The 12,724-nt window shown below is 40.3% G+C and carries 21 protein-coding genes and 1 pseudogene; 6 read left to right on the forward strand and 16 right to left on the reverse strand.

The window, feature by feature from the left end:
- Window positions 1–198 precede the first annotated feature (198 nt).
- The gene (locus ACE1AQ_RS11470; protein ID WP_172969302.1) at window positions 199–348 is read left to right on the forward strand and encodes a hypothetical protein; all 150 of its coding nucleotides are present in this window, start codon (window positions 199–201) and stop codon (window positions 346–348) included.
- A 113-nt stretch (window positions 349–461) separates the two neighbouring features.
- On the opposite strand, the gene ACE1AQ_RS11475 is transcribed toward ACE1AQ_RS11470, so the two are convergent.
- The 5 genes from ACE1AQ_RS11475 to ACE1AQ_RS11495 form a co-directional block, all read right to left on the reverse strand.
- Window positions 462–785, reverse strand: a complete 324-nt coding sequence (locus ACE1AQ_RS11475; protein WP_008199525.1) for a DUF3593 domain-containing protein — start codon at window positions 783–785, stop codon at window positions 462–464.
- Window positions 778–1,089 carry a DUF2499 domain-containing protein gene (locus ACE1AQ_RS11480; RefSeq protein ID WP_002734463.1) on the reverse strand — a complete coding sequence of 104 codons (312 nt, stop codon included), beginning with the start codon at window positions 1,087–1,089 and terminating at the stop codon, window positions 778–780. The genes ACE1AQ_RS11475 and ACE1AQ_RS11480 overlap by 8 nt, the downstream gene beginning before the upstream one ends.
- 151 nt (window positions 1,090–1,240) lie before the next feature.
- The gene (gene gshB, locus ACE1AQ_RS11485) at window positions 1,241–2,224 is read right to left on the reverse strand and encodes a glutathione synthase (RefSeq protein ID WP_110544287.1); all 984 of its coding nucleotides are present in this window, start codon (window positions 2,222–2,224) and stop codon (window positions 1,241–1,243) included.
- 15 nt (window positions 2,225–2,239) lie between these two features.
- Window positions 2,240–2,500, reverse strand: a complete 261-nt coding sequence (gene grxC, locus ACE1AQ_RS11490; protein WP_104395950.1) for a glutaredoxin 3 — start codon at window positions 2,498–2,500, stop codon at window positions 2,240–2,242.
- 63 nt (window positions 2,501–2,563) lie between these two features.
- Complete coding sequence (locus ACE1AQ_RS11495) at window positions 2,564–3,157, reverse strand: hypothetical protein (RefSeq protein WP_374808452.1); 594 nt, start codon at window positions 3,155–3,157, stop codon at window positions 2,564–2,566.
- Between the two features lie 86 nt (window positions 3,158–3,243).
- Here ACE1AQ_RS11495 and ACE1AQ_RS11500 point away from each other — a divergent pair, with 86 nt between their 5' ends.
- Window positions 3,244–3,684: a hypothetical protein gene (locus ACE1AQ_RS11500; protein ID WP_104395948.1), complete on the forward strand. Its 441-nt coding sequence runs from the start codon at window positions 3,244–3,246 to the stop codon at window positions 3,682–3,684.
- On the opposite strand, the gene ACE1AQ_RS11505 is transcribed toward ACE1AQ_RS11500, so the two are convergent.
- Together ACE1AQ_RS11505 and ACE1AQ_RS11510 are read right to left on the reverse strand one after the other, a co-directional pair.
- A complete protein-coding gene (locus tag ACE1AQ_RS11505; protein WP_110544293.1) occupies window positions 3,681–3,968 on the reverse strand; it encodes a YggT family protein in 288 nt (95 codons plus the stop codon). The two genes, ACE1AQ_RS11500 and ACE1AQ_RS11505, sit on opposite strands and share 4 nt — an antisense overlap.
- Window positions 3,969–4,265: 297 nt before the next feature.
- Window positions 4,266–4,703 (reverse strand): hypothetical protein, encoded by a 438-nt coding sequence (locus ACE1AQ_RS11510; RefSeq protein WP_008199511.1) that lies wholly within the window; start codon window positions 4,701–4,703, stop codon window positions 4,266–4,268.
- A 288-nt stretch (window positions 4,704–4,991) separates the two neighbouring features.
- Between ACE1AQ_RS11510 and ACE1AQ_RS11515 the strand changes: the two genes are divergently transcribed.
- Window positions 4,992–5,273 carry a PEP-CTERM sorting domain-containing protein gene (locus tag ACE1AQ_RS11515; RefSeq protein ID WP_039899741.1) on the forward strand — a complete coding sequence of 94 codons (282 nt, stop codon included), beginning with the start codon at window positions 4,992–4,994 and terminating at the stop codon, window positions 5,271–5,273.
- A gap of 63 nt (window positions 5,274–5,336) precedes the next feature.
- Here ACE1AQ_RS11515 and ACE1AQ_RS11520 read toward each other — a convergent pair whose 3' ends face one another.
- The 4 genes from ACE1AQ_RS11520 to ACE1AQ_RS11535 all read right to left on the reverse strand — a co-directional run bounded on the left by ACE1AQ_RS11520 (window position 5,337) and on the right by ACE1AQ_RS11535 (window position 8,438).
- Entirely contained in the window at window positions 5,337–5,804 is a 468-nt protein-coding gene (locus ACE1AQ_RS11520) for a DUF3368 domain-containing protein (RefSeq protein WP_106909771.1), read from the reverse strand.
- A 1-nt stretch (window position 5,805) separates the two neighbouring features.
- Window positions 5,806–6,087, reverse strand: a complete 282-nt coding sequence (locus tag ACE1AQ_RS11525; RefSeq protein ID WP_008199502.1) for a UPF0175 family protein — start codon at window positions 6,085–6,087, stop codon at window positions 5,806–5,808.
- Between the two features lie 580 nt (window positions 6,088–6,667).
- Complete coding sequence (sixA, locus tag ACE1AQ_RS11530) at window positions 6,668–7,162, reverse strand: phosphohistidine phosphatase SixA (protein WP_008199500.1); 495 nt, start codon at window positions 7,160–7,162, stop codon at window positions 6,668–6,670.
- Between the two features lie 52 nt (window positions 7,163–7,214).
- Complete coding sequence (locus tag ACE1AQ_RS11535) at window positions 7,215–8,438, reverse strand: bifunctional oligoribonuclease/PAP phosphatase NrnA (RefSeq protein ID WP_374808455.1); 1,224 nt, start codon at window positions 8,436–8,438, stop codon at window positions 7,215–7,217.
- A 298-nt stretch (window positions 8,439–8,736) separates the two neighbouring features.
- Between ACE1AQ_RS11535 and ACE1AQ_RS11540 the strand changes: the two genes are divergently transcribed.
- Together ACE1AQ_RS11540 and ACE1AQ_RS11545 are read left to right on the forward strand one after the other, a co-directional pair.
- Window positions 8,737–9,093 (forward strand): type I restriction-modification system subunit M N-terminal domain-containing protein, encoded by a 357-nt coding sequence (locus tag ACE1AQ_RS11540; RefSeq protein WP_253257695.1) that lies wholly within the window; start codon window positions 8,737–8,739, stop codon window positions 9,091–9,093.
- A 105-nt stretch (window positions 9,094–9,198) separates the two neighbouring features.
- A complete protein-coding gene (locus ACE1AQ_RS11545; protein WP_256386944.1) occupies window positions 9,199–10,344 on the forward strand; it encodes a class I SAM-dependent DNA methyltransferase in 1,146 nt (381 codons plus the stop codon).
- 67 nt (window positions 10,345–10,411) lie between these two features.
- Here ACE1AQ_RS11545 and ACE1AQ_RS11550 read toward each other — a convergent pair whose 3' ends face one another.
- The 5 genes from ACE1AQ_RS11550 to ACE1AQ_RS11570 all read right to left on the reverse strand — a co-directional run bounded on the left by ACE1AQ_RS11550 (window position 10,412) and on the right by ACE1AQ_RS11570 (window position 12,331).
- Entirely contained in the window at window positions 10,412–10,672 is a 261-nt protein-coding gene (locus ACE1AQ_RS11550) for a hypothetical protein (protein ID WP_110544301.1), read from the reverse strand.
- Between the two features lie 394 nt (window positions 10,673–11,066).
- Complete coding sequence (locus ACE1AQ_RS11555; RefSeq protein WP_002798208.1) at window positions 11,067–11,306, reverse strand: type II toxin-antitoxin system HicA family toxin; 240 nt, start codon at window positions 11,304–11,306, stop codon at window positions 11,067–11,069.
- Window positions 11,299–11,562 carry a type II toxin-antitoxin system HicB family antitoxin gene (locus ACE1AQ_RS11560; protein ID WP_002737641.1) on the reverse strand — a complete coding sequence of 88 codons (264 nt, stop codon included), beginning with the start codon at window positions 11,560–11,562 and terminating at the stop codon, window positions 11,299–11,301. Before ACE1AQ_RS11560 ends, ACE1AQ_RS11555 begins: the two co-directional genes overlap by 8 nt.
- A gap of 204 nt (window positions 11,563–11,766) precedes the next feature.
- Complete coding sequence (locus ACE1AQ_RS11565) at window positions 11,767–12,099, reverse strand: DUF5615 family PIN-like protein (protein ID WP_110544304.1); 333 nt, start codon at window positions 12,097–12,099, stop codon at window positions 11,767–11,769.
- Complete coding sequence (locus ACE1AQ_RS11570; protein ID WP_002735373.1) at window positions 12,083–12,331, reverse strand: DUF433 domain-containing protein; 249 nt, start codon at window positions 12,329–12,331, stop codon at window positions 12,083–12,085. Before ACE1AQ_RS11570 ends, ACE1AQ_RS11565 begins: the two co-directional genes overlap by 17 nt.
- A gap of 208 nt (window positions 12,332–12,539) precedes the next feature.
- Between ACE1AQ_RS11570 and ACE1AQ_RS11575 the strand changes: the two are divergent.
- A pseudogene (locus tag ACE1AQ_RS11575) lies at window positions 12,540–12,724 on the forward strand (hypothetical protein); the annotation flags it as partial.

Raw genomic sequence — 12,724 nt, forward strand, 5'->3', positions numbered from 1 at the left:
TGATTGTTTTCGCCACGACCCCGGCGACTGTTCGAGTTTTGTCAGGGAGATTATGGTGGTGACCCTTGCTACGAAGCGGTCTTTTCCGACCAAGGTTGGGACGGTCTACCACCTCTCTCAATATACAAGGTTGGGTTGAAGCATGAAACCCAACGTCCGCATGGGTTACGCTACCGCTAACCCATCCTACAAATAATTGTGCCTACCTACTTATCAGTCATCAGTTATCAGTTATCAGATGTGAGTTGTCAGTTCACTGATTACTGTTTACTGTTCACTGTCCACTGTTCCCTGAAAATACCCCCCACTATCAGTTATCAGTTATCAGTTATCAGTTATCAGATGTGAGTTGTCAGTTCACTGATTACTGTTTACTGTTCACTGTCCACTGTTCCCTGAAAATACCCCCCACTATCAGTTATCAGTTATCAGTTATCAGATGTGAGTTGTCAGTTCACTGATTACTGTTTACTGTTCACTGTCCACTGTTCCCCTTTCTCTGTTTCCTTTTTCGCTAAAATTGCCTGACGAAAACCTAAGACGACGAGAATATTGGAGAGGGTGAGGAAAAATTCGGCGCTGCCGTGTAACCAATCGACGTTGGCTAATTCTTGACCATAGTGGATTTTGGCGTAGATACCAGCAGGAATAGTGATAAAAACGAAGATTAACAGCACATAAAAGCCAATTAAGGCTAAACGGGGCATTTTTCCCGAACGAGTGACAAACCAAAGAAACCCCAGATAGGGAAACAGGGAAATGGCAAATAAACTCTCTTTATTCATTGTTAACGCTGATTTTACTGGAACGCCACAGCCACCAACCGGCAGCACAGAGGGTAAAATTTCCTAAGACAGTCATGGCTGCCTGTAGGGTGACTAACCAGGATAAGGCACTGATATTATCAAAAAAATGCCATGTACAGGCACACATGGCCCCAATTAAAGCGGGTAACATTCCCCAAGATAACATTCGCCACGATCGATCGCTACTGATGTCGCCATAGGTCCAGACTAACCAGATCGCCGCTATCCATTCTACGACACTCGATACATGAACTATCCACGTCGGTATTGATAAAGCATTCATTTTTTTACAGTTATCAGTTATCAGTTATCAGTTATCAGTTATCAGTGGGTAAGTTATCAGTTATCAGTTATCAGATTTGAGTTTTAAGTGTGCAGTATTAAATAGAAGTTTCCTACTGTCTTTTCGCTGATTACTGTTTACTGTTTGCTGTTCACTGAAAATACTCCCCATTTCCCGAAAAATTTTCTAGCCATTTAATCACCTGTTGACCTAAGCTAACATTGTTTAATCGATCGATCTCGCGAATGCCGGTGGGACTGGTGACATTAACTTCCGTGAGGTAGCCACCAATGACATCTAATCCGACAAAATATAGGCCATCTTCTCGTAATTTTGGGGCTAAAGTGGCACAGATTTCTAATTCTCGCGCGGTGATTTCTGTTTTTGCCACTCGTCCACCCACCGCCATATTACCGCGAAATTCTGAACCGGTGGGAATGCGATTAACTGCCCCGATAGGTTCACCATTGAGGACAATAATGCGTTTATCTCCTTCTTTGGCAGCTGGTAAATAATCTTGAATCATTACCGGTTCTTGTCCCCATTTTGTGCTAATTTCAATCATTGAATTGAGATTGCGATCTTCGGGACTAAGAAATAAAATTCCCTCCCCTGCTTTGCCCCCTAAAGGTTTCATAACTGCCGCCCCTTTTTGGTTGACAAATTCCCTAATCGTTGCTTTATCTTGGGAAACAATTGTAGCTGGCATTACTTGAGCAAAGTGGATAGTATATAACTTTTCGTTGGCATGGCGTAAACCCCTAGTTGAGTTAATTACTTGGGTTTTTTGTGGGTCGATCAGGTCTAATAAATAGGTGGCATAAAGATAGGCAATCGTCACGGGTGGGTCTTTTCGCATCCAGACAAAATCGAAGTTTTCTAGGCAGGTAAAAACTGTTTCTTGTCTTTGATACCATTGAGATACAGCCACCCAATGATTATCTTTTAACTCCACGGGAACCAGTTCAATTTTAGTTAGTTTTGCCCAAGCTTTTCCCGCAATTGCACTGAGATCTGTGATGGAAGTCATCCAAATTTCATGACCTAATAATTGGGACGCTTCCATGATAGCTACACTGGTATCATGGCCCGGATCGAGATGCTCGATCGGATCGATAATAAAGGCTAGTTTCATTAATAGTTTTTATCCTTAATTCTGCAACAGGGGAGCTAAACCACCACTTCTATCTAAAGCATAGATGTCATCGCAGCCCCCGATGTGTTGATCGTTTATAAAAATTTGTGGTACACTTGTACGACCATTGGCTCGATCGGACATTTTGGCTCGCGCTTGTTCATCACCATCGATACAATATTCAGTAAAATCCACTCCTTTTTTCTTGAGTAATGCTTTAGCGCGGATACAGAAAGGACAGGAACTCCAAGTATAGATCTCAACATTAGCGGCCATAAAATTTATCTCCCTTCTTTACATATCTTAAATTTTAGCCGATAACCGAGCAGTGATCTTCCTTCAGGTCAGAAAACGCCAATTAGGGCGATTCCACTGATATATTCCTTGTATTTCCCATTCTTCACCGTTTTGAAAGCGAATACGGCAACTAACAGGGGGGGAGTCATCCTCACTTTCATTTACTTCTATTACCTCACAGGGAAACCAGTCGCAACTATCGGCAGCGTCTGCGGGAATCCATTCCCATAATCCATTAGACACCTCGATCGCATCTCCTACCTGTAATTTTTCTCTGGTTAACCTTAATTTTTGTAAATATTCTTGCCAATGAATCGGTTTTATGCTGTTCAACCAAGCCAAGCCATACTGATCGCGGATAAATTGTACCGCACCGGAAGGGCGATCGTTAAGCCAATCATTGAGGAGGGAACTTTTCCAAGCTAAATTTTCCCGTTCTTGTTTGAGGATAAATTCCAGCAAAATCTCCCTTTGCATAGATGTTAATTCGTCGAGGGGATTGCCATCAGCGAGGGAATTTCGCTCAAAAAACACCTCTAACAAAATTTCTTTTTGTTGTTGATTGAGAGGACAGAATAAAGCCTCACACTGGAGAAAAGCCGCTTTGAGAGTGGTTTCAATCTCATCTCGATCCATGAGAGTCCTAAAAAAGCTGATTTCAAAGGGTGACGATCCACGATAATCTAAGTATTGGGGAAATCATACCGTAAAATCACTGATCTATGACACCACGCTCGCTCACCGTTTTACTGCTTTCTGCTCTCTTCTGGCTGTCTAGCTTGCTTATCATCCCTACTGCTCAAGCTTTGACCCCAATTCAACTATTAGATGTATCTTACAAAGACTGTCCCCCGGAATTAGCCGAGGGGAGTGTCACCAGTGGGGGAACCAGTTTTCCGGCTAATTGTTTTTTAATCACCGGCAAAGCTAAAAATAATTCTGGAAAAACCGTCTATGATGCCGATGTTTTTGGTCGGATTTACGATGCTAACGGGGAACCAGCTTTACAAAATCGTAGCCGAGTCGGGGCAATTCCCGAAGTGCCACCGGGGATTAGTGATTTCGAGATCAGAATTTCTGTTTCTACCAATCAACCAACCCCCTTGCGACTGGAAAAATTCAAAGCTTCCGGTTTTACCACTAGTGTGGATCCTCGGATTTAGAAACCGCTACTGACCAGACTTTCGGCCCCTTTTTCCACGACACTCTGAACAACTTGGAGCAGCAGGAATGCGAGAATCGGGGACAAGTCCATTCCGCCTAGGGGTGGGATAATCGAGCGAAAGAGGTTTAAATAGGGATCGGTAATCGGACTGAGAAAAGACATAATCTGATAGGCCCAACCGGCATTTTGGAACCAAGTCAGCAAAACCCTAACAATTAGGATTACCAAGTAAATTCCCAGGAACCTGTCAATTATAGTCAAAATAAACCCTATATCGCTCATAAATAAATATTCCCTTAAGAGGGCGTGATGGTTAGTTTAGCTTTGATCTTACCAAAAAAATGGTCTTTAGTTACTCTCTCCGCCCTGTCTTACTGGTTTTAACCGGCTATCGGCATTCCTCCCAGTTGACGGACACCGGGTAAGAAAACTGAATACAGCAGTTATCTTAATGATGAGATAGGAAGTTTTCCTTTTGGGGAGACTCCGATTGTTCAAGTAGTTTTTCCATAACCTTTGTATTCGGTTGAGGTCGTAAAGGCTCTGATAAGATATTACTATCGAGTAAAAAACGTCAATTCACCAAATTACCTCGCTTCCCGATGATAAATCGCACACTCCCTCCAAAAGTTCTTCTGATTCAATACCATTTTGTTCTAGATTATGTTCTTGGCGAAATTTTTGAATAAATTCTCCAAAACCCAACTGTGTTTGACCGATATTGGAATTATTATTAAGTTGCTCAATATTTTTTCCATTCTTAGCTAAATCTCCCTCCGTCTGCTCTAGATAAACTGGATAACCTTGGACACTTTCTTCAGATTGAGTTGCTAAATTAGGGGAACTTTTAAATAAACCTATTAAGGGATCAGATTCATTTTTATCTTGATTATTTTGAGGAGTTTTGGCAAGTATCAAAACTTCAACCACCTCACCCACATTTAATTCAGGGGTGGCAATTTCAATCTTATTACTGGGTAAAACCTGAGTGCTTATATGTAAAGTATCTCGTGTCATTTTTTTAACAAATAAACAAAGGAAGGGATTTGACTTCTAGTATAAACCGCCATTAGGAAAACAATAGCTGCCAAATTCCCATGACTGACTCCGATGACAAGGCTGTAGTAATCTCCCTACCCTAACTGATCACAAAATAACTTGATTATCTGGCTAACTTGACAAAAGTTGCTCAAAATATATCCTTAGCAACATAAATCGGCTTATTCCTAGTTAAATCCTTGCAGGAGTGCCATTATACCAGATATTTTCTCTCTGCATGGTTTATTTAATAAGCTCTGCTGATGAATGAAAAAAAATAAACGGGACTTAGGATTATTCGCCTCTACAATTAGTAGCCTTAACCCAAACGTTTTTAAGTTTTTAGGTGTTGTCACATCTACTCCTGCATCTCGTCTCGAGATATCTCCCGTTGGCGGTAATGGAATTTTTTCAATTGATAATTTACAAGTAGCCACTAAATCTATCCAGTCTGTGCCTGAACCCCTCACAATTCTAGGAATAGTAACATTAGGATTAGAGGCGTTGTTGTCTAAAAAGCATAATCAAGACAACATTAACGACAATTAATTAATGTTTTTAGGGGACGTGAGTGATGATGTTGACCTCCCTTTATCAAAAATTATTGAATAATTAAAATGATTCTTGTGCGGTAGATAAAACCTCTTGATATAGTCTTGGATTAATATGTTTACCCTGAGTAATTAACGCATCTAAAACTTCCTGAACGCTAGTAATTAATCCTAGTTGTTTGGCGACTAATAAGATACCTAATGTACCAGTAATTTTAAAATTTCGAGATAAAGCAACTCGCCTAGCTTCTAAATCATCAATCAATAATTGATCGGCTTCTAATTCTTCAGCTAAAATCATAGTAGCGCATTCACCCCAACCTAAATTAGTCATCGTTTTCAAAGTAGAGACTTTTTCTGAACTGCTAATTGTTCGTCTCTCTATCCAGTCTGCTAATTGAACTAAATTAACTGCTGGATGAGTTCCTGTTTGAGGAATAATAATTTTCCCGTAAATGTCATGAAGTAAATTAAGTTTTCCAACTTTTGCTAATTCACTTAAAGGGGTAGTATCAGAAACAATAATCACGTTACTTTTTATATCTCTCTAAAATTTGGAGAGTCTCAGCCACTTCTTGTTGTAATTCTTCTTGGGTTTGCATAGGGAATGAACAAATATTATAGTGATCCATTAAATCAGAAAGTTTATGATGATCGATCTCTAATAATTCTGCGGCACGTCCCGCACTAATATCACCATGACGAAGTAAAGTCATAACATAGGCTTCTTTAGCTTTTTTCTCAGCTTCCAGATGATGAATTTCTGGAACTTTAGGTAAAGTTAGAGTGAATTTAATTTCTGTTGTCGTCATTTGGGATTTATTTTGAGTAGCCTATAATTATTTATAACACTTATTTACCGCCACCGATGCCGATAACAACCCCTGAACCTACAATATGACGGCAGGTAATCCTAACCTCGATGGCGACGGTATCTCCGCCTTTACCATCAATAATAGCGGCCAAATTCCCGTGGCTGACTGGAAAGAGGGTGTAGGGTGTAGGGTGTGGGGTGTAGGGAAGGAAACCTCTTTCATCTGTGGGGGTGAAAATTTTTTCATCGGGACTGACTCCGATGACAAGGCTGTAGTAATGTCCCTAACCTAACTAATCACAAAATAACTTAATTTGCTGGCTAAATTGATAAAAGTTGCTCAAAATATAACCTTAGCAACATAAATCGGCCTACTCCTAGTTAAATCCTTTCAGGAGTGCCACTATAGCAGATATTTTCTCTCTGCATGGTTTATTGACAGCATTTATCTTAATGGTGAGATAGGAAGTTTCCCTTTTGGGGAGCCGGTCATCAATACCAAATTAGGTTATACTTCATGTTTAATGAGAAAGGCTGTACTTAGTCCCCAAAAAGGATAGATACACCTAGGTTAATTCCTAGAGCAGTAATTTCGGGGCTGTCAACCAGAATAACTGACACTTGCCTAGGGGATTTTGTTGATTGGGAACCTCTAGACCAATTATTCCCGCCTTTTTGACCGATAATTTTCCTTGAAACTTGCCCCAAACTAGCATTTCCGTCCAATAACCTAAATCCGGTTCGTGGCCCACCAGTGCGATTGCGTTTTCCTCTCGCTGATAGTCCGACTTTTGCCACCACTGCAGCCAATCTTGAATATTGCCGTTGGGAGATAGGGGATTAAATTGCTCAATTTTACGGCTTAAACCCGCTTTTTGCAAAATTTCGGCGGTTTGCACCGCACGCACCAGGGGAGAAGTCAAAATTAGGTCAAATTTCACCCCCAACTGTCCTAATCTTTGGGCAACTTTAGCAGTTTTGGACCTACCTTCCTCGGTTAAAGGACGTTCCCTATCGTTGAGATAATCCCCCGATTGTCCTGCTAATCCATGACGCACAAAATAAAGTTTCATATCAGTGTCGGGTCGGTCTTGGTGATGATAATAAATAGCTGAGATTTAATACCTAGGTGCGAATTACCTTTTCATCAGGGTTAACTAGATGGGAAAGTTTCTGTTTAATTTGGGTGTCATATAGTTCCCACTTCAGTTTTGCGTATTCGGCATTATTATTAAAACCACCGAGGAAACCGATAGGAATTTCAAAACCTCCGGCCATATAACGACCACCACCAAAAAAGCGACCTTGGTTATCCTGTCCGAAAGCTTCCTTGAGAAATTCATCGGGATCTAGGGTAATTTTACTGGTACGCATAGAACCAATGACTAACTCGATATCCTCATCTTCATCGTGAACGATACCATAAACTAAAGCCGTGTGAACATTTTCTTCTGTCACCAAAAAATCGGCAGCCTGGGGAATCGCATCTCGGTCATCATAACGCAAATAACCGACCCCGGCGATCGAATAATTATTTTTAATAATACGGTTTTTTAGGGCCCGTTCGATCACATCCATCACCCGTCGGGATCTGGCCGATTGCAAGACAGCGTTTAATAATTGAGCATCGTAGAAACGACTGAGATAACCAGCAGCAATAAATTCACACTCTTGCGCTTGCATTAAATTATTTGTATCCGATCGCAATCCGTGCATCAAGGCTGTGGCACACTTAACATGGACGGTATCGCTACTATTAAAACTTATTAACCCTTTTTGGATATATTGGGTTAACATCGTCGCTGTTGCCCGGATTTGGGGACGAATATCGACAAATTCCGCCTCTAGATCCCCTTGGCGAGTATGATGATCAATCACGACAATAATGGGAATTTTTGCCTGTTTAACCAGAGTGGTTAACTGACTATTGGTTCCCTGACCATCGACAAAAACACAACCCTGATAAACTGAAAGATCTCTATCCTTGAGGGTATGGACTCCCCAACGTTTAGCCGGTAAACCCGTTAGTTTTACCAAAGCGACATTTTCCTGATGGGAGAGAGTCCCCGCATAGACTATATCGCAGTGAATATTGTACTGTTCGGCGATAATTTGATAGGCCCAGGCACTAGAAAGAGCATCGGGATCCGGGAAATCCTGCATCACCACAATTTGATTTTCGCCGCGATGATTTTCCAAAGTACGTCGCAGGCGATCGATCAGGGAAATAAGTAGGGTATCATTACTAACCGTGACTGGAGGAAGGGGACATACTGCCGGTGCTTCCCCTGCCACTACATCAGTTTCGAGGGACTTGGCAGGAACTAGACTCAGTAATTCAGCCATCATTTTTAGAAAAGTTCGCTTAAAGGTAGATTCAGTCAGGATTTTTTGAGCTAATTAATTCTAGACGATATTCTCGCTCGATCGGTTTATCTCAATTATTAAGCTTTTCTCGCCACTAGCTCCTTACTCTGGGGCCATAACTCTAGTCTATCGAAAGAACCCTGCCGTTTGTTCTGGGAGAGGGGTTAGGGGTGAGGGCCATTAACCATCGCTGCCATTACTTGAGAAAATAGATACTATACCAAACCCCTTAATTTTCCCTTCAGGCTCGACCATCTACCTAATTCTTGAGTAAAATTTCATGGCCCAACTGGACAACATCGAAGCGATCGAAAAAAAGCTCTGGAAAGCGGCCGACACCCTGCGCGCTAATTCTAACTATGCCAGTAACGAGTATTTTCTGCCCGTTATGGGCTTGATTTTCCTCCGTCATGCCTACAGTCGTTTTCTCAAGGTTAAGAGGGAGGTAGAGGCGGATTTACCGAAGCGAGGGGGTAAAACACGCTCCTTAACCAAAGAAGATTTCTTGTGCAAAGGAGCGATCTATCTCCAAGAAAAAGCTCAGTTCGATTTTCTGGTGGCGCTCCCCGATAGCGTCAATCGATCAACCTCCTTAATGGAAGCAATGCTATCGATCGACGGGGATTATCCACCTTGAGGGGGTATTTTACCGAAAACGGAATACCAAGAACTAGATAACGTGGTATTAGGGAATTTACTACGGATTTTAAACCCATAAGAGTTAAAAAAAGCCGATGGGGATATTTTCGGGCGAATTTACGAGTATTTCCTAACTCAATTCGCTAATCTCAAAGCTCACGATAACGGAGAGTTTTTTACTCCCGTTTCTCTAGTATCTTTGATCGCCAATGTTTTAGAACCCGATCACGGATTGGTTTTCGATCCTGCCTGTGGTTCGGGGGGAGTGTTTGTCCAGAGCGCACATTTCGTTGAGAGACAGCGCATCAATCCCCAGATGTTAACTTTTAAAGGTTTAGAGAAGAATCCGACCACAATTCGTTTAGCCAAGATGAATCTCGCGGTTCACGGTTTAGAAGGGGATATCCAAAAAGCGATCACCTACTACGAGGATCCGCTGGCATTGGCCGGGAAAGTGGATTATGTGATGGCCAATCCTCCCTTCAACGTGGACGAGGTGGATAGTAAGGTAGATGGTGATGAGCGCTTACCCTTCGGATTGCCGGGGGTCAATAAAAGTAACAAAGTTTCCAACGGTAACTATCTATGGATCAGTTACTTCTACAGCTATCTCAATGATCGAGGAAAAGCCGGTTTTGTCATGTCTTCCCAAGCTTCCAGCGCCGGGAGAGACGAAGGCAAGGTAAGACAGAAGTTAATCGAGACGGGAACGGTGGACATAATGATCGCGATCCGCTCTAACTTTTTCTATACCCGCTCCGTACCCTGCGAGTTGTGGTTTCTCGATCGAGGGAACCCCGCCGAGCTTCAAGATAAGATATTAATGATCGATGCCCGCAATATTTACCGGAAAGTAAACCTGACGATCAACGATTTTAGCCCAGAACAGTTACAGAATATTCTCTCGATTGTCTGGCTCTATCGGAGCGAATCGAAGCGTTTTATCGATTTGGTTGTCGGTTATTGCCAGAGTATCGATCGAGAGTATCAGGGATTGATCGCTCTTTTACAAAACTATCGCAAGCATCTGGACAAGTTAACCGAGGCCCTAGAGAAATTTTATAATCTCATCGATGAAAAAGACGGGACATGGTTAGAACTCCGAACAGCATCTGAGCTTTTCAAGGATGACATGGATAAATACGCCGGTTTCGCTCCGATTTCCTATAACGCTGATGATTTAACCGATGGTAGCCTAAAACTTCCAGATAGGATAAAGCAGATACATAAGGAGAATTTTCTGCAATAAACTCCCGGAGAAATTTATTTTCTAATTGAGCGGCATAGATAATAATATTGCTATCTAATAACATGATTTAATCCCGATTGGGAAGAGAGCGATCGCACCGATTTTGTTGTTGCCACTGTTGGGTATCAACATCAGTAAAAGTATTATTATTAGCAATTTTTTTCAAAGCATTGGCCATTTTTTGACCGTTAGATCGATTTTCACCAATAATATTTTCTTCTAGTAAGGTAATATAAACATTAACAGGATATTCGGAGTTGATTTCAGGGGTTTCATCAAGCCATTGAAGGGTATTATTTTTCAAAATTGCTTTAAAGGTTTTTACCATAGTTTTCTCCGCCGTTAAATGATACAGGATAAATGATTCAGACTAGCCCTAACCCAATTTTAACACAAGACCAACCCAACAAACTCCCCTGAACTCAATCTTTTAAATTAACGTCTTTGGATCATTTCATAATCAAAAGTTCATTACCAGAGCGAAAAATTACGCAAAATGGTGATAGTCACTTTACCTGTTTTTAAGGGAGGCTAATTTATCGACGATGACTGGGTGAAAATTAATCATTAAATCAATTTATAACAAGCAATCGAGGGTTTTACTCTTGTGTTAATGTACCTAAAAAACTAGCTTTGGCTTTATTTTAGCTCTTGGAAATAAAATTAAGATAAAGCGTACTAGAATAGATAATTTCTTCGTTTGAAAAAACGCATTCAATCATCTATTTTAATAAATGTTCTATTTCTTCATCTGTAAAACCAAATTGTCTAAAAATTCGTAAAACATAAGCAGGGGACATTTCTTTTGCACCTATATCGATAGGAACGATTCGACGTTGATTATACAATACTCTACAATATAAACGATGATCACCTTTTCCTTCTCGATAAAATTGACAGCCTCCTTTTTCAAGAATTTTGATTAGTGCTTTGGGTTTAAGAGAAGGAATATTTTTAGGCATAAACTTTTCTGAGTTCGTAAGTTTCGGGAGTTTCAGAATCTCCCACAGTTAAAAATTCATGAAGTTCGTCTATAGGAATAGGACTGGTATATATATTGGCTTGATCATGATAAATCTCCCAAAAAGATTCAATCGCTTCTTTTAGTTTCTCAATAGCTTTTTCCTGAGTTTCTCCTTGTCCAACTAATCCATTTTCAAGACATAATGAAACCCAATAATCTGCACTTTTTCTCAAAATAACGGTATAAAAGTTCATGGTGATTGTTCCGTTGAAATTTTAATCAGGGATTAGAATTTACTCCAGCTTAATTTTAACACAAGACCAACCCAACAAACTCCCCTGACCTCAATCTTTTAAATTAACGTCTTTGGATCATTTTATCAATAGACAATAAATAAAGTGCATTATACTTTGTTAATGCACCCGATCAGAAAAGCGATCACTTAGGATAATATATGATTATGCAATTACTAAAACTGACTCGGTAGAATTATCGCTAAATCTCTTAATAGCTTGTTTATGTTTTAAAATAAGACTGATTAGATGATAAGTGGTACAATTTCCAATCCTCAGCCAGATGAACTTTGGAGGTTGGCCATACAACAAACTCCGTTGATAAAAATCAGAATCTTTCGAGACAATTATAAATCCATTGATACGCGCATATTCCCAAATCCTTTGATCGGGAAACCCTTTTAGGCTACAATCTCTAACATGAGTGCTATCGGGAAAATGTGATACCAGTAACAGAGGTAGTTTAGGTGATAAGTTTTCGTCAAATAGCAGTTTCATAGGGAATAACCATTAAACGACGATCCCGCTCGGCGGCAAATGCAAAACAGGCTTGTATATCTTCTAAGGTAAGATCGGGGAAATCATCTAATATTTCTTCAATAGTCATCCCTCCTCCTAGATAATCAAAAATATCTGCTACTGCAATACGAGTATTGACAATGCAAGGTTTGCCACTGCGAATGTCTGGGTTAATCACAATCCGATCTCGATATTTAGCTGCAAAAGACATAGTAATAACTGTTGTTGACTAATGATTATTATAGCTTAATGTTAACTGTACTTTAAGCTTGATAAATCTTAAAACTAAAGCCCTCGACTTTTAGGTTTCAAAAATTCTATTATCAATAAGCTGCATTACACTACCTTAATCCACTCTAAAAGAGCGGCGATCGCACTTTTGATGTTAAACTAAGATCAGAAAACTTTTTCTATCATTTATGAAAAAACTTAGAGTTTATATCGATACATCAGTCATTGCAGGCTGTTTAGATGATGAATTTTCCTTAGAGTCCAATCAATTGATGGAAGCCATTAAGCAAGAAAAGTTTATTTTGTTAATGAGTGATATCATTGTTAGCGAATTAATTAATGCCTCCCAAGCGGTTAAAGATATTTTATTATC

Origin of the sequence: Microcystis sp. BLCC-F209 (assembly GCF_041928595.1) — a bacterium.
Classification (GTDB): Bacteria; Cyanobacteriota; Cyanobacteriia; order Cyanobacteriales; family Microcystaceae; genus Microcystis.

What these genes read in the sequence shown, in the direction of transcription:
- ACE1AQ_RS11475 (WP_008199525.1), bottom strand. Translation starts at nt 785, where the DNA reads ATGAATAAAGAGAGTTTATTTGCCATTTCCCTGTTTCCCTATCTGGGG.
- ACE1AQ_RS11480 (WP_002734463.1), bottom strand. Translation starts at nt 1,089, where the DNA reads ATGAATGCTTTATCAATACCGACGTGGATAGTTCATGTATCGAGTGTC.
- gshB (WP_110544287.1), bottom strand. Translation starts at nt 2,224, where the DNA reads ATGAAACTAGCCTTTATTATCGATCCGATCGAGCATCTCGATCCGGGC.
- grxC (WP_104395950.1), bottom strand. Translation starts at nt 2,500, where the DNA reads ATGGCCGCTAATGTTGAGATCTATACTTGGAGTTCCTGTCCTTTCTGT.
- ACE1AQ_RS11495 (WP_374808452.1), bottom strand. Translation starts at nt 3,157, where the DNA reads ATGGATCGAGATGAGATTGAAACCACTCTCAAAGCGGCTTTTCTCCAG.
- ACE1AQ_RS11500 (WP_104395948.1), top strand. Translation starts at nt 3,244, where the DNA reads ATGACACCACGCTCGCTCACCGTTTTACTGCTTTCTGCTCTCTTCTGG.
- ACE1AQ_RS11505 (WP_110544293.1), bottom strand. Translation starts at nt 3,968, where the DNA reads ATGAGCGATATAGGGTTTATTTTGACTATAATTGACAGGTTCCTGGGA.
- ACE1AQ_RS11510 (WP_008199511.1), bottom strand. Translation starts at nt 4,703, where the DNA reads ATGACACGAGATACTTTACATATAAGCACTCAGGTTTTACCCAGTAAT.
- ACE1AQ_RS11515 (WP_039899741.1), top strand. Translation starts at nt 4,992, where the DNA reads ATGAAAAAAAATAAACGGGACTTAGGATTATTCGCCTCTACAATTAGT.
- ACE1AQ_RS11525 (WP_008199502.1), bottom strand. Translation starts at nt 6,087, where the DNA reads ATGACGACAACAGAAATTAAATTCACTCTAACTTTACCTAAAGTTCCA.
- sixA (WP_008199500.1), bottom strand. Translation starts at nt 7,162, where the DNA reads ATGAAACTTTATTTTGTGCGTCATGGATTAGCAGGACAATCGGGGGAT.
- ACE1AQ_RS11535 (WP_374808455.1), bottom strand. Translation starts at nt 8,438, where the DNA reads ATGATGGCTGAATTACTGAGTCTAGTTCCTGCCAAGTCCCTCGAAACT.
- ACE1AQ_RS11540 (WP_253257695.1), top strand. Translation starts at nt 8,737, where the DNA reads ATGGCCCAACTGGACAACATCGAAGCGATCGAAAAAAAGCTCTGGAAA.
- ACE1AQ_RS11550 (WP_110544301.1), bottom strand. Translation starts at nt 10,672, where the DNA reads ATGGTAAAAACCTTTAAAGCAATTTTGAAAAATAATACCCTTCAATGG.
- ACE1AQ_RS11555 (WP_002798208.1), bottom strand. Translation starts at nt 11,306, where the DNA reads ATGCCTAAAAATATTCCTTCTCTTAAACCCAAAGCACTAATCAAAATT.
- ACE1AQ_RS11560 (WP_002737641.1), bottom strand. Translation starts at nt 11,562, where the DNA reads ATGAACTTTTATACCGTTATTTTGAGAAAAAGTGCAGATTATTGGGTT.
- ACE1AQ_RS11565 (WP_110544304.1), bottom strand. Translation starts at nt 12,099, where the DNA reads ATGAAACTGCTATTTGACGAAAACTTATCACCTAAACTACCTCTGTTA.
- ACE1AQ_RS11570 (WP_002735373.1), bottom strand. Translation starts at nt 12,331, where the DNA reads ATGTCTTTTGCAGCTAAATATCGAGATCGGATTGTGATTAACCCAGAC.